We start from the raw sequence: 20,240 nt of genomic DNA on the forward strand, positions 1-20,240 counted from the left end.
TATGGGCATGCTTCGGTATAGGCGTCACTGTCCTGCCGCGAAGAGGTGCGATGGAAAGGTATCCGTGTCCCTCCTGCGGTCGGGAGATCGATCCGGCTCCCCGCTGCCCCTACTGCAATGCCGAGCAGGGTCGATGGGCCGACGAGGTGCAGCGCATCGAGCGCGAGATCGCCGAGATCCGCCGCCAGGACATCCAGCTCGCGCGTGACCAGCGGCTGCTCGCCCAGCGGATGCAGGCTGCCCGGTTCCAGCGCGACATCCTCGCCGCGGCCAACCAGGAACGGCTCAAGGAGCAGATCAAGAAGCCGCGCCGGGTGCTGCGCCGCCGGGCCACCAAGCGTCCGCCGACCGCCGACCCGACCGCTGCCCGGATCCCCCGGCAGCAGCCGACCGGCGCGGGAGCACCGCCGGAGCCGCCTCCGCCACCACGGGTGCAGGACCTTGACGACGAGGGGGTACGCCCGGAGGCGTCGCCCCGTGAGATCCAGAACGTCTACCTCGGCCTGGGCGCACTCCTGCTCGGCGTCGCGGCGGTGGTCTTCGCGGGCGTGACGCCGTTCGCGATCCCCCGCCTGGCGATCCTTGCCGGCGCGGCCGCGCTGATGTTGGGCGTCGCGCCGTTCGTCCGCGCCCGGCAGCTGAGCTCCACCGCCGAGACCGTCTCCGCGGTCGGCCTGACGCTCGTGCCGCTGATCGGCTACGCGCTCTACCTGGTCCCCGCCGTCCGCACCGGCCCCGTGCCCGGGGAGGTGTTCGGCGGCATCGTGTTCGCGGTGACGGCGGCGATCGCGGCGGTCTACGCCAGCGCGACCGGCCTCAGCGTGCCGCGCTACGCCACCGTGCTCGCCCTTCAGCCGGTCATCCCGCTGCTCGCGCACGGCTCGATCGACGGGCCGACCGGTTGGGCGTTCTCGCTGGCCGCCGTCGCCGCCATGGACGTGTGGCTGGGCCGGCAGTACGCCGCCTTCGGCTCCCTCGTCCCGCCCGCCTGGTCGGCCCGACTGGCGCCGCCCCGGCCGGCCACCCCCGCCGAGCCGCCCGCGGCCCAGCCCGTCGCTGACAAGACGACCGCCGGCGACGTCGACTCGAGCACAGCCCCGGCGGCCGCGGACACACCCAAGGTGTCCCGGATCGTGTCGAGCCCGGTGCCCGGGCAGCGCACCGACGACGAGGCCGCGGCTGAGCCCGCGGCGCGCCGTCCCGAGGCTGCCGCCGAGGAGGACGAGGTCCTGCTCGACGCCGGTCCCACCGACGCGCCCGTGTCCGGCCCGCCGCCGCAGACCGAGGTCGCCGCCCGCTGGCTGCGCGAGATGTCGTGGGTGCTGTTCGGCGTCGCGATCGGCGCCGCCCTGATCTACGCGGTGGCCGGGCTGGTCGAGGCCCGCACCCTGCCGGCGGCCACCGTGGCCGGCATCGCGCTGGTGCTGGCCGCCGGCATCGGGCTGATCGGCTCCCTCCAGCTCCGTCGCCGGCCGCTGCCCGACGTGGCTGGTGCCGTCATGACGCTGGCCATCATCGGCGCGGCCGGCCGGGTCGCCTCGGTCGCGCTGCCCGGACACGCGTTGGTCGTGGTCGCCGCGATCATCGCGCTGATCGGCTTCGGCGTCCGCGCCCTGCCCGACGACTCCCGCCGCGGCCCCCAGCTCGCCTCGACGGCCGCGCTGCTGGTGATGGGCATGGTGATCGCCGGCAACACGCTGCGCGCCGCGATCGCGCCGATCGACGCCTCGTTGCCGATGTGGCGGGCCGACCTGACCGCGTACGACGGGAAGCTGGACGCCGCCATCGGCTCCGCGCAGTGGCAGCTCGCGGTCGCGGCCGCCCTGCTCACCATCGCCGCCGTGCTGGCCGCCCCGCAGGAGATCCGGCGTGAGCTGGCGGTCGCCGGGGCGGCTCTGACCGCCCTCGCCGCGCCGGCCTCGTTCAACCTCGGCTGGGCCGCCGCGCCGTGGCCGCCCGCGATCGCCGCGATCGCCATCGGCGTGGCCGGCCTCTGGGCTCGCACCAACCGCGCCGGCGTCGCGCACGCCGTCGGCGCCGCCCTGGTCGGGCTGGCCGCGGCGGGTGCCTCGACGGCCCGCCCGGCGCTGACCGCCGCTGTGCTGTTCGTGATCGCCGCCAGCGGCGCGCTGATCGCCGCGGCCGCGCGATCGGGCACCATCCGCGACAACGCCGGGGCCGACCCGGTCGGCGAGTGGGCGGCCGGTGGTGCGGCGTTCGCGTTCCCGGGCGCGGTGGCGAGCTTCGTCGCCGCGACCGTGCCGAGCCCCAACGCCACCGTGCCGATCCTGGCCACGGGCTTCCTCGCGGTCTGCGCGACGCTCAGCTTCGCGGCGCTCAACCAGGTGGCCGAGCGGCACCTGAGCGTCCCGCTGACGGTCGGCACCGGGCTCGGCGCGATGACCGTCGCCGCGGCCGCGTTCGCCGCACCGCAGTCGATGGTCGCCGACAAGCTGGTCGGCGCGCTGATGCTGGTCGCCGCAATGCTGCTGTTCCTGGCACCGTCGATCGACCACGGCCGGCGGGCCGACCGGATGCTCGACGGCGCCGACTTCGCCTCGGCGGCCGCGACCACCGCGCTGATCGGTGCACTGGCCCGGATCGCGGCCATCCTCGCGCCCGGCGGGGAGATCGCCACCGTGGCCGCGATGATCCTGGTCGTCGCCATCGCCGTGCGGGCACTGCCCGAGGGCTGGCGGCGCGGCCCCGCCCTGGGCATCGCGGTCGGCGGCGGGGTGATCGCGGCGGTCGCCGGCTACCAGTCCCTCGCCGGTGGCCTGCGGATCCTCGCCACCCCCGGCGCGCTCTGGGAGGCCGACCTCTCCCGCTGGCCCGGCAGCACCGAGGCGGTCGGCGCGTGGCAGGCACCGGTGGCGCTCGTGCTGCTCGCCGGGGCGGCCGCGATCGTGCTGCCCCGTCCCTGGTCCTACGACGTCGCCGGCGTCTTCGTCGGCCTGGCCACGATCGGTGCGCCGGCCGCCCTCGGCCTGCCCTGGTACTCACCGATCCTGGTCGGCGGCGCCGTCGCCACCGTCTATGGCGTGGCCGCCGTGATGGCCGCCGACCCCCGGGCCGGCATCGCCCGCATCTGGGTGGCCGCCGCCGTCGCCCTGCACGCGGTCGGCGCCAGCGTCGTGCGCCCGTGGACCACCGCGGCGGCGCTCGGCATCATCGTGCTGATCGGCGCCGTCGTCGCGGGCCTGGCCGCCAACGCCGTGGCCGACCCGGTGGACGACGCCGGCCCGCGGTGGACGCTGTTCACCCGCCCCGGCGGCGGCACGGGCGCCACCACCGAGTCCGCCGGCTACCCCGGCGCGGAGGCCGCTGCCCCAATCGGGGTCGACACCCAGGTGCGGGCCGCGGGAGCCGTGCCCAACAGCCGGCCGGGAAGCGAACGGATAACCGTGCCGGCCGGCGACGACGACTTCGGCCCAGCCACCGGCGGCGGCGGGACCGCGACCATGACCCGGCCGCGCGCGACCGCCACCGGCGAGCGGGTGGTCACCTCGACCGAGATCGCCGCGCCGCCGCACCTGAGCACCGTCGGCGGGCTCGCCCTGGGCGGCGCGCTGCTGGCTCTCCCGGGCGCCCTGGCCGGCTTCGCCGCGTCGGTGGGCAGCTCCGCCGTCGTGGTGCTGACGGCCGCCCTGGCCGGCTCCAGCCTCGGGATGGCCCTGCTGGCGCTGACCCGCACCCGGATGGCGCCGTTCCTCGCGTACGCCTCTGTCGGACTGGCCGGCGGCGCCACGATCACCGCCGCCACCGCGCTCGGCACCGGCGTCTCGCCCGGCGTCTACGCTGCCGCCGCGGCGATGCTCGGCATCCTCGCCGAACTGTTGCGCGCGACCGTGTCGCCGGGCGGCGAGGCGGAGCGGGTCCGGCGGTGGAGCGCGTTCGGGTCCGGCCCCTGGCGCCGCCAGCTCGGCGCCTCCGGCCGGCGCTGGTCGCTGGAGCCGGCGATGGGTGCGCTGCTGCTGGCCGTACCCGGCATCCTCTTCGCGCTCTATGCCCTCGGCCCCGCGCTGATCGCCTCTCTGATCGACCCGCTCCAGGTGGTCAACCGGATATGGGAAGGGCCGCCCCTGGCACTGCTGGACCCGCCTGAGGCCGCCGTCGACCCGTCCAACGTGCTCTCCGCACTGCTGCTGACCGTGGCGGCCGGGCTCGCCGCGCTGGCGTTCTCCGGCGGCCGTCCGGCCCGCGCGATCCCCGTGGTGCTGCCTGGCATCGCGGTGACCATCCTGATCACGCCGGTGTCGCTCGGCCTCGGCTGGCCGCAGACCACCCAGGCGGCGTTGGCGGTCTTCGCGGTCGCCATGCTCTCCCTGGCGCTGACCCCGCCGCCGCCGGAGTCGGAGCTGGCGCAGTCGCTGCGCTCCGCCCGGATCGCCGGCTTCGTGATCGGCCTGGCCGCCGGCAACGCCGGCCTGTCCGGCAGCCTGGCCACCCGCGAGATGACGCTGTTCACGCTGGGCAGCGCGGTTGCGGTCGGCGCGGCGGCGGCCCTGTACGGCAAGACCGAGCGCGCCCGCATCCTCGGCTGGCTGTTCGCCGCGATCATGGCGCAGGCCTTCGTGTTGACGCTCGGGCTGGTCGGCGGCCTGCCGCGCACGACGTCGGCGTTCGGCGTGCTGGGCGTCGGCGCCGCGCTGCTGGTCGGCGCCGCGCTGGTGCCCCGGCTGCGCCGCCCCGAGGCGCAACGCGAGGCGACCACGGTGGAGTGGAGCGGCTACGGGGCCGGCCTGATCGCGTTCGCGCTGGCCTTCGACTCGCTGCCGCACCTGGCCGGCCTGCTGGCCGCCTGGGGCGCGGTGCTCGGCGTCGCGGCCGGCCGGCCCAACCGCCGGGCCTCGCGCCGCCGGGTCATCTTCTACTCGGCCCTGGGCTGCGAGGTCGTCGCCTGGTGGCTGCTGATGAACCTCGTCGAGGTGCGGCTGCTCGAGGCGTACACGCTGCCGTTCGCCGCGGTCGCGCTGGTGGCCGGCCTGATCGAGCTGCGCCAGCGGCCGTCGCTGGGCAGCTGGGTGGCGTACGGCCCGGCGCTGGTGACGGCGTTCCTGCCGACGACGGTGCTGGTGCTGACCCGCGACACCACCGACACGCGGGAGCTGCTGCTGCTGGTCGGCGCGGCGGCGACGCTCATCTTCGGCGCGATGGTCAAGCAGCAGGCACCGGTCATCGTGGGCGCGGTGGTCACCGGCATCTCGGCGATCCACTTCACCGTGACCCGGGTCGGCCCGTACTACGTCGTCCTGCCGATCGGCCTCATCCTGCTGGTCCTGGGCGCCAACAACGAGAACCGCCGCCGAGCCCAGGAACGCATCCGCAGCCTGCGCGGGATGCGCTAAAGCGTGTAGTGCCGCAACTGGACCGGGCCGCCTTCGGGACCGGTCCAGCCGGCCCTGGTGGTGTGGGTGTGCTGCCAGCCGTTGGCCGCGTAGAAGGCGACCGCGGCCGACCGCTGCTCGTCGGTGACCTCGAGGCTCAGCCGGATGCCGTGCTCGGCCGCCCAGGCCGTCGCCTGACCCACCAGCGCGGTGCCGACGGAGCGGCGGCGCGCGGCCGGCGTGACGAACAGCCGGCACAGCTCGCCGCCCTGGATCGCGACGTGGCCCGCGATCGTGCCTTCCGGCAGCTCGGCCACCCAGGCCCGCGCGAGACCGGGAGGATCCAGCCAGCCAACCGGATCCGAAGGCCAGTTCAGCGGGTACGCGTCAGCGTCGTGCACCGCGCGCAGCGCCGCGACGCAGCCCGGGAGGTCGGCCTCGTGACGGGGGCGGACGAGGATCATTCCGACCGCAGCGACGCCTTGAGGGCGGCTTCCTTCTCGGCGACCAGCACCTCGAGGCCGGCCTGGAACTCCTGCATGCGCTGGCGCAGCGCCGGGTCGGCGGCGGCCAGGATCCGGACGGCCAGCAGGCCCGCGTTGCGCGCGCCGCCGATCGAGACCGTGGCCACCGGCACACCGGCCGGCATCTGGACGATCGAGAGCAGCGAGTCCATGCCGTCGAGGTACTTCAGCGGGACGGGTACCCCGATCACCGGCAGCGGGGTGGCCGACGCGACCATGCCTGGCAGGTGTGCGGCACCGCCCGCACCCGCGATGATCACCCGCAGGCCACGATCCGCGGCCGTACGGGCGTACGCGATCATCTTGTCGGGTGTGCGGTGTGCGGACACCACGCCGACCTCGTAGCCGACGCCGAACTCGTCGAGCGCCTCCGCCGCGGCGCGCATCGTCGCCCAGTCGGAGTCGCTTCCCATGATCAAGCCGACGGCGGTCACTCGTGCGTCCCTTCGCGTAGCCACCAAGCCGCGCGGGCGGCGCGGGCGCGCAACGACGCCAGGTCGTCGCCCAGGACCGTCACGTGGCCGATCTTGCGGCCGGGACGGGTCTGCTTGCCGTAGAGATGCACGCGGGCGCCGGGGTCCTCGGCGAACAGGTGGTGCATCCGCTCGTCGATCGACATGCCGCCGGGCGGGCCACCGAGCACGTTGGCCGACACCACGACCGGCGCGGCCAGCGCGGTGTCGCCGAGCGGGTAGTCGAGCACCGCCCGCAGGTGCTGCTCGAACTGCGACGTCCGGGCGCCCTCGATGGTCCAGTGGCCTGAGTTGTGGGGCCGCATGGCGAGCTCGTTGACGACCAGCCCGGCCGACGTCTCGAACAGCTCGACGGCGAGCAGCCCGACCACGCCGAGCGCGGTAGCCAGGTCGATCGCGAGCTTCTGCGCCTCGACGGCGAGGTCCTCGGGCAGCAGCGGCGCCGGCGCCAGCACTTCGACGTTGATGCCGTCGCGCTGGACGGTCTCGACCACCGGGTACGCGGCGACCTGCCCGAACGGCGACCGGGCCACCTGCACGGCGAGCTCGCGCCGCAAGGGCACCATCTCCTCGCCGATCAGCTCCGTGCCGCTGGCCAGCACCTCGGCGGCCGCCGCGGGTGAGTCGACGACCCACACGCCGCGCCCGTCGTAGCCGCCCCGGGACGCCTTGAGCACCAGCGGCCAGCCGACCCGCTCGCCGAACGCGGCCAGGTCTTCAGGTGAGGCGATCGGCTGCCAGCGCGGCACCGGCGCACCGAGCTCCGACAGCCGCTCCCGCATCCGCCGCTTGTCCTGCGCGAACACCAGCGCGTCGGCCGAAGGAAAGATCTTGACGCCGTCGGCGGCCAGGGCGCGGATGTGCGCCTCCGGCACGTGCTCGTGGTCGAAGGTGACCACGTCACAGCTTTTGGCGAAGGTGCGCAGCGCCGCCAGGTCGGTGTGCTCGCCGATCTGCACGTCGGCGGCGACCAGCGCCGCACCGTCGTCAGGATGGGCGGCGAGCACCCGCAGCGACTGGCCGAGGGCGATAGCGGCCTGGTGGGTCATGCGGGCCAGCTGGCCACCACCCACCATGCCGACGACAGGCAGTCCGGTCCGTGAATCCATGGCGCGCGAAGCCTATCCCGGCCTTACCGGCGCGCGAGCTGCGCGGTGAGGTCCGCCACCGCGGTCGTCGGGCGATCACAGACGAAACCGCGGCAGACGTACGCCGTGGGTGCGCCGTCGACGAGCGGACGATCAGCCAGCAGGGGTACGCCCGGCGCGTCAGGAGCACCAACGAGCACCACCGCACCCGGCGGCGCGAGCTCGTAAGCGGTCGCGACCAGCGGATCACCCGTCGGGTCGTCCTGCGTGGCGATCACGATCTCGTACGGCCCGGACAGCAACGCCTCGCCGGTAGCGGCCGCATAACCGCTGAACCGCGGATACCGCGACACGATCGGCGCGACGGTCCCCAGCGCGGCCTCGGCCGCGTCCCGGTAGCGCGGCTCACCACTCAGGGCGGTGTAGCTGGTCAACGCCGCCGCGAGCGCCGACAACCCGGACGGTGTCGCGTTGTCGGTCGGGTCCGCCGGCCGCGTGACCAACCGCTCGGCATCGTCGGCGGTGTCGTAGTAGCCACCGTTGCCGGTCGGGAAGTGCGCCAGGGCGGCATCGAGCAACGCGCCGGCCAACGCCAACCAACGCCCGTCGAGCGTCGCCTGGTGCACGGCACAGAACGCCTCGGCGACAGCGCCGTAGTCGTCGAGCACCCCTGGCGGATCACCGACCAGACCGTCGCGCGAGACCCGCCGCAACCGGCCGTCCACCACGTGCCGCTCGGCCAACAGCGTCGCCGCCTTGACCGCGGCGTCCAACGACTCCGCGCCACCGGTGGCGAAGTAATGCTCGACCAGCCCGACGATCGCCATCCCGTTCCAGGACGCGACCACCTTGTCGTCCCGAGCCGGCTGCGGCCGCTGGTCACGGGCGGCCAGCAACCGCTGCCGAACATCCGCCCACCGGTCCACCACGGGCGGGTTCGCGTCGTCGATGTCGCGGGCGAGCCGCAGAACGCTGGCACCCTTCTCGAACGTCCCGGCAGCGGTCACCCCGAAAACACCGGCGGCGTACGCCCCGTCGTCGACACCGAGAGCATCGACCAGCTGGCCCGGCGTCCACGAGTACGTGAGACCCTCCACCCCGTCGGTGTCGGCGTCGAGAGACGAGGCGAAGCCGCCTTCGGGCGTACCCAGATCACGCACGACGAACTGCGCCGTCTCGTCGGCGACCCGGCGAGCCAACGGATCCCCCGTCAACCGCCACAGGTGCGTGTAGACGCGCAGCAGCAGCCCGTTGTCGTACAGCATCTTCTCGAAATGCGGCACGATCCACCGAGCGTCGACGGAGTAGCGAGCGAACCCACCGGCAAGCTGGTCATAGATCCCACCGCGAGCCATCGCCTCACACGTGTGCCGCACGACCTCCAACGACCGCGCGTTGCCGGTCCGCTGGAAGTGCCGCAGCAGGAAGAGCAGGTTCATCTGCGGCGGAAACTTCGGCGCCCCACCAAAGCCGCCGTTCTCACTGTCGTACTCGCCGGCCAACTTGGCGGCGGCCCCGTCCAACACCTCAGCCGTCAACGGCGCGCTGATCCCACCGAGCGCCTGCGCGCCGCCAATGGCCTCGACAACGGCAGCACCCTGCCGCATGACGTCTTCACGCTGCTCCTGCCAAGCCTTGGTCACCGACTCGAGCAGGCGGGAGAAGTTGGCCTTGGGAAAGTAGGTCCCGCAGAAGAACGGAGTCCCGTCAGGCGCCGCGAACACCGTCATCGGCCAGCCACCCTGCCCGGTCATAGCCTGGGTAGCAGTCATGTAGACCGCGTCGACGTCGGGCCGCTCCTCCCGGTCGACCTTGACGCTGACAAAGCTGTCATTCATCAACTTGGCCACACCAGCATCTTCAAAGCTCTCGTGCGCCATCACGTGACACCAGTGACAAGCCGCGTAACCCACCGAGATCAACACCGGCACGTCCCGGCGTTTGGCCTCCTCGAACGCGGCGCTCCCCCAGGGCCACCAGTCGACGGGGTTGTCGGCGTGCTGAAGCAGGTACGGGGACGTGGCGTCACCTAGGCGGTTCACTGTTCCAGCCTGTCACAGCCTTTGGGCTGTCGCTCTCAGCGCGCCCTCCGTCCCACGACCGGTCGCCCCTCGTCTCCTCGGGTTTCGGTTCGTCGTTGGTCGCGGTCCTGGGCGGGGGACACAGTCCATTGGGTGGCCTTCGCTTCGCCTTACCGGCTACGCACAATGTCCCGTTGGTGGGTCGTGCGTTCCGCTGGGTCAGGTTCGCAGAGTTCGTAGTGCCGTGGATGACATCGTCGCTAGGTCTGGGCGGGTTGGCACGAAGACTGTCGTGACGCCTAGCGCCTCGTTCATCGCCGCTAGCTCGTGTTCGCGGTCGTAGTCGGTCGGGTCGCGCACGCCACGGACTATCACGGTGCAGTCGTGGTGTCGGCAGTAGTCCGCGGTCAAGCCGTGCCAGGCGGCTACGGAGACGTTGTGCCAGTCCGATGGAAGCGCGCGCTCGATCTGGGCTGCCCGCGCCGAGGTCGGCTGGGTCGGGCGTTTGTCGTCGTTGACTGCGACCAGGACGGTGACGTGGTCGAACAACCGGCGTGACCGTTCAACGAGGTCGAAATGGCCCGGGGTGAAGGGGTCGAAAGTGCCGGGATAGACCGCTCGAATCGGGCCGACACCGACAGCAGGCGCGTGTGCCACCTGGTCAGGCTAGAGCGACGTGGAGGGCTGCTTCGCGCGGGTAGCCAGGCCGCAAACCGGACGGCCTTTGATCTCCGACGCCCACTCCCGCGCCAACGCGTCTGCCGCAGCGCGACCGCGCACGTGGGCGCGACGAGACTTGTCGCTGCCGGTGGTCGAGTAGGCCACCACGAGCCAACGCCCGCTCACCGCCCGCCAAGGCCACACGGCAACAGTCGCCAGCAGCGCCGCCAACCACATGACCAGCCACCAGACGATGGGCAGGAGATTCAGGGCGAGCACGATGCCGGTCATGTCGGCGGAATCGGGGAAGTCCCATCCCCTGTAGACGGGTCGCCAAGCAAGCCGCCGCCGCCCAACCCGCCAAACGTCCCACTCACCGGTCGCGCCCCTGGCCACCACTCGCACCAAGCCATTGTGTGCGTCGACGACAACAGAAAGCGACCCTGCGGCCTGAGCCACCCACTGATCGCGCAGCGGGGATCAACCAATGGACAGTGACCCGCGACCGGGAGCCGGAGTCGACAAACGCGGAAGTGGGTCAGGGCGGGGGACGGCTCAAGCCGACCCATCAGCCCGAAGCGGAAAGACCTTGGCCCGAGCCGAATCAGTAAGTTGGCTAAGAACGGCCACGATCTTGTCAGCAGGCATCGGCTTGAAGAAGTGGTAGCCCTGGGCCGCAGCGCAGCCCAAGTTCTCGAGGGCCGCGCGCTGGGCAGCCGTCTCGACGCCCTCGGCGACGACCCGAAGACCCAACTCCTGGCCGAGGTTGATCGTGAAGCGGACGATCGCGGCGGCCTGGGGGGACTCGGCCATGCGCATCACGAACGAGCGGTCCACTTTGACTTCGTCGACCGGCACCCGCTCGAGGAAGGCCAGCGATGAATAGCCCGTGCCGAAGTCGTCGAGGGCGATCCGGATGCCCATGGAGCGTAGGCCGGCCAGGACCTCGTCGATGACCTCCTGGTCGCTCATGACCACTGTCTCGGTGATCTCGAAGACCAACCGGTCGGGCCCGACGTTGTGCTGGCGGAGGAGCTCGGCGACGGCGTTCGGGAGGTGCTGGTCGAGCAGGTTGTGCGCCGAGAGGTTCACCGCGATCGGCACGTCCATGTCATGCGCGGCCACGTCTGCGGCGACCCGCAGGGCACGGTCGATGACGTACAGCGTGAAGGCTCCGAGGAGGTCGCTGTCCTCGGCGGCGCGCACGAAGTCGCCGGGCTTGAGGATGCCGCGGCGTGGGTGGCGCCAGCGGATCAGGGCCTCGACGCCGGTCGGTGCGCCCGTGGTCAGGTCGACCGCCGGCTGCAGCGCCAGCACGAGCTGGTCCTCGGCCTCGAGCGCCTCGCGGAGCTCGGACAGCAACGTCAGCTGGTCGGTGCTGCTCTCGTCGCGGCTGGGGTCGTAGCAGGCGGTGTTGCCGCCCCCACCTTCCTTCGCCTGCCGGAGCGCGATGTCAGCGCGGCGGAGCAACTCGCCCATGTTGGCCCCGCCGGCAGCCGCGACGACGACGCCGGCGGACGCCTCGACCGCCAGGGCGATGCCCTGCACCTCGGTGGTGGCGGCTACGGCGTCGACCATCTCGTCGGCCCGGTCCAGCGCGCGGGACGTGGTCATCCGCTCGGGGCCGGCGATCAGCAGCGCGAACTGGTCACCGCCGAGGCGGCCCAGCAGTTCGCCCGGCCCGGTCAGGGTGTTCATGCGGGTCGCGGTGGCGGCGAGCAGCTCGTCGCCGGCGGCGTGGCCCAGGGTGTCGTTGACGGCGCGGAACCGGTTGATGTCGAGGACCAGCAGCGCGATCGCGTGGTCGCGGCCGAGCCGGCGCAGGGCCGCGTCGCCCTGTGCGACCACAGCGGCGCGGTTGAGCAGGCCGGTCGGTGCGTCGTGCACGGCGTCGTACGACGAGCGTTCCTGGAGCAGTGACCACGCCCGGTGGGTGACGGCGTCGTGGAGGGCGACCGCCAGGGTGTCGCCGAAGGACCGCAGCGCGAACTCGTCGCGGGCGGACGGCAGGGTCGGGCTGGGCAGCGCGACCCGGATCTGGCCGACGAGCTGGCCGCGGACGGTGAGCTCGCGGACGAGCGTGGAGTCGTCGCCGTCGGTGGCCGGGCGCTCGTCGACGTCTTCGGCGCCGCTGCCGCCGTCGGCGTCGCCCCAGTGGCGCCGCCAGCCGCCGTCCATCCGGACCACGTCGAGGTCGACCCGTTCGGCGACCAGCAGGCGCAGCGCGCCGGCGACCCCGGCCGCGGCGACCTCTTCCTCGTCGAGTTTCTTGAGGGCGCTGGTCGCGCCCGCGAACTCTTCCCAGGCGCGGCGCTCGTCGGCGGCCCGCAGGCGCTGCCCGTAGGTCTGCTGGAGCAGCCAGAGCGCGGGCGGGAGCAGGAACAGCCAGGCCGGGTCGGAGTGGACCATGGCCACCACGGCGAGGCCGACGACGACGTTGCCGATGAACATCAGCAGCTTGTCGTTGAGCGCCCGCAGCAAAGTCGCGAACACGGGGACGCCGTGCACGAGGCGCAGGAAGAGCACGGCCAGCAGGGCACCCACGAGCAGGTACGTGAGCGCACCGAGGATCAGGGCCACGGCGAGCGGCGGGGTGAGCGGTGCGCCGATCGGGTCGGAGAGCAGGCAGGCGACCGTGACGGCGCCGGCGACCGCGACGGTTTGGCTGGCCGCGATGAACACGACCTCGAGCGGGGTGCGGAGCTTCGCGAAGACCGACATGAGGAGCCAGGCGGCGAACGTGCCGGCGAACGTGGCGGCCGGCAGCCAGCCCGAGGGTGCGGCGTAGAGGCCGATGATCAAGCCGGCCTCGCCCCAGGTGACGGATAGTCGCCCGGAGCCGATGCGTAGTCGGAGGCTGGCGAGCTGGGCCAGCGCCATCAGGCCGCAGGCGATGCCGAACCGGGCGGCCGGCGGCAGCGGGTCGCCTTCGCGGAGGAACGCCGGCCAGAGCAGCCCGCTGATCGTCGCGACGACCGCGAGCACGACGAGCATGGCGGTGAAGGCGTGCGCGCGGACGGGCACCTCGCTCGCGCCGGAGCCCCGGACCGCCCGGTCGATGCCGGCGCGCAGCGCGCTCATCGCTTGCTCCCGTCCATGGGACGGTCGACGTGAACGCGGCGATGATCGGCAAACGACAGATCATGCCGGGAGCGGCCGGCGATCGTCATCGGCGCCCCCTTCCGCGCACGCCACGGAAACCCACACGGGTCCCCACGGCGGAAGGCTAAGCCAATCCGAGTGGGCGCAACAGGGGTCAGACGTCTGGTTTGGCCGTCAATGGGTGCCGTCGTGCCTGGTCAGCACCGGATTGCCCAGTCTGGAACGAATCCAGTGGTGGTCAGGAACGGTCAATCGGGTCAGATGGTTTCGCGGCGACAGATTTCGCGGTGGTCGGATCCACGACACTGTCATCCGGTCCGGGGAACCGCTCGGGCAGCCGCCGGAGGCGGCTGTTCATGTTGCGGATCAACAGAACCGTCGCGGTGCCCAGCAGGATGATGAGCAGCAGCCCCATCGGGCCGGCCAGGCCGCCCTCCCGGGTGTCACCGAAGTTGTTGACCGCGAGCACGTCGACGACAGTCCGCATCGGCGGCACACTCCTTCTCAGCCCGGGGGTCGGCAGCGGCCCTTCACGCTACGCCCGCCTGCTCAGCGGGCGCGCACCGCCTCCCGTACGCCCGCGAACAGGTCGGACTCGGGCACCGGGCTGTCGACCAGCGACTTGACCAGCTCGAAGTCTTCGGTCGGCCAGACCTTGCGCTGGAGGTCGAGCGGCACCCGGAACCAGGCGCCGTCGGGATCGACCTGGGTGGCGTGCGCCCGCAACGCGTCGTCGCGGGTCTCGAAGTATTCGCCGCACTCGACCCTGGTGGTGACCCGGTCGCCCTTGTCTTCGCGGGAGTCCCAGTCCTTGAGCCAGTCGGTGTAGGGCGACTCCAGCCCCGCGGCCAGCATCGCCTCGTGGGTGGCGAGCAGCCGGGCCCGGCTCCAGCCGATGTTGTAGTAGAGCTTGAGCGGCTGCCACGGCTCGCCGAGGTCGGGGTAGCGCTCGGGGTCACCGGCCGCCTCGAACGCAGCCACGCTGACCTTGTGGCACATGATGTGGTCGGGGTGCGGGTAGCCACCGTTCTCGTCGTAGGTGGTCACCACGTGCGGCCGGAACTCCCGCATCAGCCGCACCAGCGGCGCCGTGGCCACCTCGAGCGGCTGGAGCGCGAAACAGCCCTCCGGCAGCGGCGGCAGCGGGTCGCCCTCGGGCAGCCCCGAGTCGACGAAGCCCAGCCAGGCCTGCTTGATGCCGAGGATCGCCCGGGCCGCGTCCATCTCGGCGCGGCGGATCTCGGCGATGTTCTCCCAGACGTCGGGCCGGTCGAGCTTGGGGTTGAGCACGCTGCCGCGCTCGCCGCCCGTGCAGGTCGCGACCAGCACCTCGACACCTTCAGCCACATAGCGCGCGGCCGACGCGGCACCCTTGCTGGACTCGTCGTCCGGATGGGCGTGGACGGCCATCAGACGCAACTGCTCTGCCACGGACTGCTCCCCCTCGAACCTGCCTCGGACCTGCTCATCCTCGGCTGCGAGGATGGAACCCTGCCATTCTGGCGGATCGCACCGACAAGATTTCGCCGGGACCTAGCCGCAGGGGTGCCCCCGTTGACCGAGACTCCGACATCAGCCACACCAACCACGCCGCCCGCGCCGGTGTTCCCGCCCGGCCGTTACGGCCGTCGGCGCGAGCCCCAGCGGCGCCGGCCCGTGCTGGTCGCCGGCCTGGCCCTGGTGGTCCTGGTGATCGGCGCGCTCGTGTCCGTCCGGCTATACAAAAACTACGGCGACCCGGCGTACGACGCCCAGGTAGTGACCTACACCGACATCAGCGACGCCGGGCTCACGCTCACGTTCCGGGTCACGATCCCAGAGGGTGGTCAGGCCAGCTGCGTGCTGCGGGCGCGCGCCAAGGACGGCTCCGAGGTCGGCCGCCAGGAGGTCGTGGTCCGGGACCAGTCCGGCGACGGTGCCACCACAACGGTCACCGAACGCCTGGTCACGACGGCTGAGCCGTTTATCGGAGAAGTGCTGCGCTGCGTACCCGCGCAATAAACGGGTGTTTCGGGCGCGACACCCGGTCGTCGATCGCTGGTAAGTTGGAAGTTCGTACTTGTCACCCGCCACCCAAGGAGATCGTCTGTGTCCACGACCGACCGCGGGACTCCCGTCACCTGGTTGTCCCAGGACGCGCATGACCGGCTCCAGGCGGAACTCGACGAGCTGATCAAGGCCCGCCCGGTGATCGCCGCCGAGATCAACGCCCGCCGCGAGGAAGGCGACCTGCGCGAGAACGGCGGCTACCACGCCGCCCGCGAGGAGCAGGGCAAGCAGGAGCACCGGATCAGCTACCTCAAGGAGCTGCTGCGCACCGCGCAGGTCGGCGATGCCCCCACCGCCGACGCCGTCGCGCCCGGCACCGTGGTGACGATCCACTTCGACGACGACGCCGACGACACCGAGACGTTCCTGCTCGGCTCGCGCGAGATCTCGGCGACCACCGACCTGACCGTCTACAGCCCTGAATCGGCGCTCGGCAAGGCCATCCTCGGCGCGCACAACGGCGACACCGTGACCTACACGGCCCCCAGCGGCGCCGACATCAAGGTCACCGTGGTCAAGTTCGCCCCCTTCGAGGGCTAGGCAAGCTGCTAGGTCGGCGGAGTTCCGACTCCGCCGACCTCACGCGAACGACACGACGTATCCGCTGGCTCGCAGTGCGCCGACCACCTGGTCGGAATGTTCCGAGCCGCGGGTCTCGACCGACAGCGCGACCTCGACCTCGCCGAGGCGCAGCCGCGGGTTCTGGCGCTGGTGCACCACGTCGACCACATTGGCGTGCTGGTCGGCGATCTGCCCCAGCAGGTTGGCGAGCTGGCCCGGCCGGTCCGCGCAGCGCACCGTGAACCGCAGGAAGCGGTCGGCCGCGGCGAGGCCGTGCTCGATCACCCGCATCAGCAGGAGCGGGTCGATGTTGCCGCCCGAGAGCACCGCGACCGTCGGCGGCTCGGCCTCGACGACGCCGGCGAGCAGCGCCGCGACGCCGACCGCGCCGGCCGGCTCGACGACCAGCTTGCCGCGCTCGAGCAACATCAGCAGCGCCCGGGAGATGTCCTCCTCGGTCACCGTGACGATCTCGTCGACCAGCTTCTCGACGTGCGCGAAGGTGATCTCGCCGGGGCAGCCGACCGCGATGCCGTCGGCGATCGTCGAATAGTTCGACAGCCGGGTCGGCTCCCCCGCCACCAGCGAGGGCGGGAAGGCGGCGGCGTTGGCGGCCTGCACCCCGATCACGCGTACGTGTGGATTGATCGCCTTCGCCGCCACGGCCAGCCCTGAGACGAGGCCGCCGCCACCGACCGCGGTCACGATCGTGCGGACCTGCGGGCACTGTTCGAGGATCTCCAGTGCGACCGTGCCCTGGCCGGCGATCACGTCGGGGTGGTCGAAGGGGTGTATGAAGACCGCGCCCGTGCGGTCGGCGAACTCCTTGGCCGCCACCAGCGACTCGTCGACCGTGGCACCGACGAGCTCGATGGCCGCGCCGTAGCCCTTGGTCGCCGCGACCTTCGGCAGTGGTGCGCCCTCGGGCATGAAGACGGTGGCGCTGGTGCCGAGCATCTCGGCGGCCAGCGCGACGCCCTGCGCGTGGTTGCCGGCGCTGGCCGCGACCACGCCGCGCGCGCGTTCGGCCCCGGAGAGCCGGGCGATCCGGACGTACGCTCCGCGAACCTTGTACGAGCCGGCACGCTGCAGGTTCTCGCACTTGAGCCAGGCCGGGCCGCCGAGTCGGGCGCTCAGGGGGCGGGAGGGTTCCATCGGCGTGGTACGCACGACGCCGGCGAGCAGCTCACGCGCCGCCTCGACGTCGGCCAGCCCGACAAGGTCCGTCATGCCCCGATGGTCGCACTTCCATCGCCGTCCGGCGCGGCGGCCCGTGGTGTTACGCCGATCACTGGGTCGGCCACGGGGGTGGTGCCGGCGCCGCCCGGGCCGGTGCCGGCGCCGGCGGCGCCCGCGCCGGGCGAGCCCGCAACGTCCCGGCCGGGCACGCCCGCAGCGTCCGGGCCGACGCCTGCTGGATCGATCCCCTGGCCGGCCTCGGACGAGGCGGCGGGATCCCAGCGCTCCGCGCCGGGCGGCTCGGCCGGCACGCCCCCGAGCGCGGTCGGCGCTCCGGAAGGGGCCGACAGGGCGCGGTTCTCCTCCTCGTACCAGCCTCGGTAGATCCGTTCCTCCTGCGCCGCGGAGGTCCGGGAGACGGTGAACGCGAACGCGGCCGCGGCGATGACGCCCGCGGCGCCGGCCACGGTGGTGCCGCGCGCGAGCTCTCCGTAGAAGTTCGACACCAGCTGCGGGTCGACGGTGTCGTACGCGTAGAGCGCGTTCTCGGCCCACAGGTTTCCGACGCGGTCGGCGATCCACGTGACCAACAGCGCGATCCACCAGATGACGGCTACCCGAGTGACCCAGCGATTGTGGGTGCTCTCCCGGGCCGCGTTCGCCATGATCCGGCCGGGCACGAACAGGTTGGCGATCGGCAGGAACCAGCCGCCGATGGCCCAGCCGGCCGGGATCGACGGCTTCGCGTCCGGGAACGCGTCGAGATTCTTGCGCGCCCGCCAGAGCCAGATGATCGTCAGCGCCAGCGACGCGAGCTGCAGCACGCCGTAGGCGCGGGCGGCGACGTCGACGACGCGTTCCAACGTCGAGGCGGTGTCGAGGCTGCCGGTGTATCCGCTCCGGTCGATGCTGATCTTGATCATCCAGCACAACACCGCGACGATCGCGAGGGCCAACGCGGTCAGGCCCACCACCACGATCGCGGCCACGGCCACCCCGCGGTTGCGATAGGTCCGGTGGCCTTCGTAGACGAACTGGTTCACGCGCTCGCCGCCATGGCCCGGTTCTGCTCCTCGTACCAGCCTCGGTGGATCCGCTCCTCCTGCGCCACGGAGATCCGCGTGACGGCGAAGGCGAACCCGATCGCGGCGACGAGGCCGGCAGCGGCGGCCACGGTGGTGACGGTGGCCCACGAGGCGTAGTAGTCCGCGAGGACGGCCAGGTCGGTGACGTCGACGGAGAAGCGCCGGCTGTCCGCCGAGGCCGCCCCGAGGCGATAGGCGAACATCGCCACCACCAGGCCGATCCACCAGACGACGACCGCGGCGGCCACGGACCGCTCGCGGGTGCTCTGGCGCGCCACGTTGAACGCGATGCGGCCGGGCACGACGAAGTTGGCGATCGGCACGAACCAGCCGCCGACGGTCCAGGCCTGCGACATGATCGGCGCCGCGCCCGGGAAGGCGTCGAGGTTCTTCCGCGCCCGCCAGAGCCAGATCATGGTCAGCCCCAGCGACAGGAACTGCGTCGCGGTGAAGACCAGCGTGCCGATCACCGTGAGGCGTTGGAACGCGTGCGCGGTGTCCAGCCGGCCCGCCACGGCCGCACGGTCGAGGCTGACCGCGATCGCCCAGAACAGCACCGCGACGGACGTCAGGCTCACCGCGGCCAGCCCGACCGCGACGGTCGCGGCCACGCCGACGCTGCGTACCCGATAGGTCCGGCGACCTTCGTGGACAGCCTCACTCATCAACGCATCCCCCGTTTTCGATCTTGAACGGAGGAGATTGTCCGTGTCGCGCGCCGAACCGGAGATCAACCGGACAGGCAGAGATCGACGCCGATCAGGCGGCGCCGGCCGGGTCCTCGACGCGCGGCCACGAGCGGGCGTGCCGGGGCCAGGGCGCGGCCACCTCGAACTGGCCGGCGATCGACAGCAGCAGCGACTCGCTGCCGGGCGGACCGACCAGCTGCACACCGAGCGGCAGCCCGTCGGGCCGCATGCCGACCGGCACGACCAGCGCGGGCAGGCCGGCGATGTTCCACGGCGCGGCAAAGGGCGCGTACCGCAGGCTGGTCGTCAGGTTGGCCCGCCACGACCGCGCGGACCACAGGTCGGCCGGCGGTGGCGCGGCGGCCAGGGCCGGGGTGACCAGCACGTCGACGTTGTTGTCGGTGAAGAAGTCGATCGAGCGCTGCCGCCAGGCGTCGCGGTCGTCCTGACGGACGTAGCCACGGCGGGTCACCCAGTCGCCCAGCTTCGCGTGCCGGCGGCTGCGCGGCTGCAGCGCGGCCCGGTCGAGCGAGTCGAAGTCGGCGTCGCTGGCCGCCGCGGCGAACCAGTGCGCCATGCCCTTCAGGCCGAGCGACACCGGATAGACCGGGTCGACCGAGGCCACGTCGTGCCCGGCGTTGACCAGCAGCTTCGACGCGGTCGCGACCGCCTCGCGGTTGGGTGGGTCCAGGCGGATGCCGCTCACCGGCGAGCGGGTCGACAGGGCCACGCGCAGCCGGGTGGGCTCGACCAGCTTCTCGGGGTTGCGGCCGGCCAGCACCCCGAACACCAGGGCCGCGTCGGCCACGCTGGTGGCGAGCACGCCGTGCTCACTGAGCCCGAACCAGCCGTCGGCGCCGAGCTCGCGGGGCACCACGTCGCGGCCCGGCTTGAGGCCGACCAGACCGCAACAGGCCGCGGGGATGCGGATCGAGCCGAGCCCGTCGGTGCCGTGCGCGACGGGCACCATGCCGCTGGCCACCGCGGCCGCCGCGCCACCCGAGGAGCCGCCCGGCGTGCGGTCGGTGCGCCACGGGTTGCGGGTCACCGCGGTCTCGTCGTCGGTCATGCCGAACAGCGCGAGCTCCGGCATCCGGGTGATGCCGACAGCCACCGCGCCCGCACCCCGCAGCCGGCGGACCACCTCGTGGTCCTCGGCCGCGACGGGCGTACGCGCGGCGGCGGAGCCGTTCCAGATCGGCATGCCGGCGATCGCGGTGTTCTCCTTGATCGCCACCGGGACGCCGGCCAGCGGCAGGCTGGACAGGTCCTCGAGGACGTCGACCTCCTCCGCCTCGACGATCGCCGCGCCGGCCCGGACGGTCCGGAAGGCGGATACGACCGGGTCGGCGGCGGCGATGTGGTCGAGATGGTCGGCGACGACCCGGGTCGCGGTCGTGTCACCACGCCGCACCGCACGCGCGATCTGGCGCGCGGTCGCACCGACCCAGCTGGGCACAGTCTCAGGCACGGGCCACCCTC

At 72.6% G+C, this 20,240-nt stretch carries 16 protein-coding genes; 3 read left to right on the forward strand and 13 right to left on the reverse strand.

Going from position 1 to position 20,240, the window contains the following annotated elements:
- Positions 1-50 precede the first annotated feature (50 nt).
- Entirely contained in the window at positions 51-5,348 is a 5,298-nt protein-coding gene (locus tag AB0J88_RS11460; protein ID WP_364345943.1) for a permease, read from the forward strand.
- Here the strand turns inward: AB0J88_RS11460 and AB0J88_RS11465 are convergent.
- The 9 genes from AB0J88_RS11465 to mca all read right to left on the reverse strand — a co-directional run bounded on the left by AB0J88_RS11465 (position 5,345) and on the right by mca (position 14,626).
- Entirely contained in the window at positions 5,345-5,791 is a 447-nt protein-coding gene (locus tag AB0J88_RS11465; RefSeq protein ID WP_364345941.1) for a GNAT family N-acetyltransferase, read from the reverse strand. The two genes, AB0J88_RS11460 and AB0J88_RS11465, sit on opposite strands and share 4 nt — an antisense overlap.
- On the reverse strand, positions 5,788-6,285 hold the full coding sequence (gene purE, locus AB0J88_RS11470; protein WP_364345939.1) for a 5-(carboxyamino)imidazole ribonucleotide mutase: 498 nt from the start codon (positions 6,283-6,285) through the stop codon (positions 5,788-5,790). Before purE ends, AB0J88_RS11465 begins: the two co-directional genes overlap by 4 nt.
- Positions 6,282-7,433 carry a 5-(carboxyamino)imidazole ribonucleotide synthase gene (locus tag AB0J88_RS11475; RefSeq protein ID WP_364345937.1) on the reverse strand — a complete coding sequence of 384 codons (1,152 nt, stop codon included), beginning with the start codon at positions 7,431-7,433 and terminating at the stop codon, positions 6,282-6,284. Before AB0J88_RS11475 ends, purE begins: the two co-directional genes overlap by 4 nt.
- 23 nt (positions 7,434-7,456) lie before the next feature.
- Positions 7,457-9,454: a thioredoxin domain-containing protein gene (locus AB0J88_RS11480; protein WP_364345935.1), complete on the reverse strand. Its 1,998-nt coding sequence runs from the start codon at positions 9,452-9,454 to the stop codon at positions 7,457-7,459.
- A gap of 198 nt (positions 9,455-9,652) precedes the next feature.
- Positions 9,653-10,090, reverse strand: coding sequence for a pantetheine-phosphate adenylyltransferase (gene coaD, locus AB0J88_RS11485; RefSeq protein WP_364345933.1), 438 nt, complete (start codon positions 10,088-10,090; stop codon positions 9,653-9,655).
- A 9-nt stretch (positions 10,091-10,099) separates the two neighbouring features.
- Positions 10,100-10,384: a hypothetical protein gene (locus AB0J88_RS11490; protein ID WP_364345931.1), complete on the reverse strand. Its 285-nt coding sequence runs from the start codon at positions 10,382-10,384 to the stop codon at positions 10,100-10,102.
- Between the two features lie 264 nt (positions 10,385-10,648).
- Positions 10,649-13,174, reverse strand: coding sequence for a GGDEF domain-containing phosphodiesterase (locus AB0J88_RS11495; protein ID WP_364345929.1), 2,526 nt, complete (start codon positions 13,172-13,174; stop codon positions 10,649-10,651).
- Between the two features lie 259 nt (positions 13,175-13,433).
- A complete protein-coding gene (locus tag AB0J88_RS11500) occupies positions 13,434-13,682 on the reverse strand; it encodes a hypothetical protein (RefSeq protein ID WP_364345927.1) in 249 nt (82 codons plus the stop codon).
- A 62-nt stretch (positions 13,683-13,744) separates the two neighbouring features.
- Positions 13,745-14,626 (reverse strand): mycothiol conjugate amidase Mca, encoded by an 882-nt coding sequence (gene mca, locus AB0J88_RS11505; RefSeq protein ID WP_364345925.1) that lies wholly within the window; start codon positions 14,624-14,626, stop codon positions 13,745-13,747.
- A 123-nt stretch (positions 14,627-14,749) separates the two neighbouring features.
- On the opposite strand from mca, the gene AB0J88_RS11510 reads away from it, so the two are divergent.
- Together AB0J88_RS11510 and greA are read left to right on the forward strand one after the other, a co-directional pair.
- The gene (locus AB0J88_RS11510) at positions 14,750-15,196 is read left to right on the forward strand and encodes a DUF4307 domain-containing protein (protein ID WP_364345923.1); all 447 of its coding nucleotides are present in this window, start codon (positions 14,750-14,752) and stop codon (positions 15,194-15,196) included.
- Positions 15,197-15,283: 87 nt separating this feature from the next.
- Complete coding sequence (gene greA / locus AB0J88_RS11515; protein WP_364345921.1) at positions 15,284-15,784, forward strand: transcription elongation factor GreA; 501 nt, start codon at positions 15,284-15,286, stop codon at positions 15,782-15,784.
- A gap of 39 nt (positions 15,785-15,823) precedes the next feature.
- On the opposite strand, the gene ilvA is transcribed toward greA, so the two are convergent.
- From ilvA to AB0J88_RS11535, 4 genes are all read right to left on the reverse strand, one after another.
- The gene (gene ilvA, locus AB0J88_RS11520) at positions 15,824-17,035 is read right to left on the reverse strand and encodes a threonine ammonia-lyase (RefSeq protein ID WP_364345919.1); all 1,212 of its coding nucleotides are present in this window, start codon (positions 17,033-17,035) and stop codon (positions 15,824-15,826) included.
- Positions 17,032-18,027 (reverse strand): DUF4328 domain-containing protein, encoded by a 996-nt coding sequence (locus AB0J88_RS11525; RefSeq protein WP_364345917.1) that lies wholly within the window; start codon positions 18,025-18,027, stop codon positions 17,032-17,034. Before AB0J88_RS11525 ends, ilvA begins: the two co-directional genes overlap by 4 nt.
- Complete coding sequence (locus tag AB0J88_RS11530; RefSeq protein ID WP_364345915.1) at positions 18,024-18,734, reverse strand: DUF4328 domain-containing protein; 711 nt, start codon at positions 18,732-18,734, stop codon at positions 18,024-18,026. The genes AB0J88_RS11525 and AB0J88_RS11530 overlap by 4 nt, the downstream gene beginning before the upstream one ends.
- 94 nt (positions 18,735-18,828) lie before the next feature.
- Positions 18,829-20,229, reverse strand: coding sequence for an amidase family protein (locus AB0J88_RS11535; protein WP_364345913.1), 1,401 nt, complete (start codon positions 20,227-20,229; stop codon positions 18,829-18,831).
- Positions 20,230-20,240 lie beyond the last annotated feature (11 nt).

It is taken from the genome of Asanoa sp. NPDC049475, from assembly GCF_040676915.1.
Lineage (GTDB): Bacteria > Actinomycetota > Actinomycetes > Mycobacteriales > Micromonosporaceae > Asanoa.

Coding starts and splice junctions, on each gene's coding strand:
- AB0J88_RS11460 (WP_364345943.1), top strand. CDS start 51: ATGGAAAGGTATCCGTGTCCCTCCTGCGGTCGGGAGATCGATCCGGCT.
- AB0J88_RS11530 (WP_364345915.1), bottom strand. CDS start 18,734: ATGAGTGAGGCTGTCCACGAAGGTCGCCGGACCTATCGGGTACGCAGC.
- AB0J88_RS11490 (WP_364345931.1), bottom strand. CDS start 10,384: ATGACCGGCATCGTGCTCGCCCTGAATCTCCTGCCCATCGTCTGGTGG.
- AB0J88_RS11495 (WP_364345929.1), bottom strand. CDS start 13,174: ATGAGCGCGCTGCGCGCCGGCATCGACCGGGCGGTCCGGGGCTCCGGC.
- AB0J88_RS11475 (WP_364345937.1), bottom strand. CDS start 7,433: ATGGATTCACGGACCGGACTGCCTGTCGTCGGCATGGTGGGTGGTGGC.
- AB0J88_RS11500 (WP_364345927.1), bottom strand. CDS start 13,682: ATGCGGACTGTCGTCGACGTGCTCGCGGTCAACAACTTCGGTGACACC.
- AB0J88_RS11465 (WP_364345941.1), bottom strand. CDS start 5,791: ATGATCCTCGTCCGCCCCCGTCACGAGGCCGACCTCCCGGGCTGCGTC.
- ilvA (WP_364345919.1), bottom strand. CDS start 17,035: ATGACGGACCTTGTCGGGCTGGCCGACGTCGAGGCGGCGCGTGAGCTG.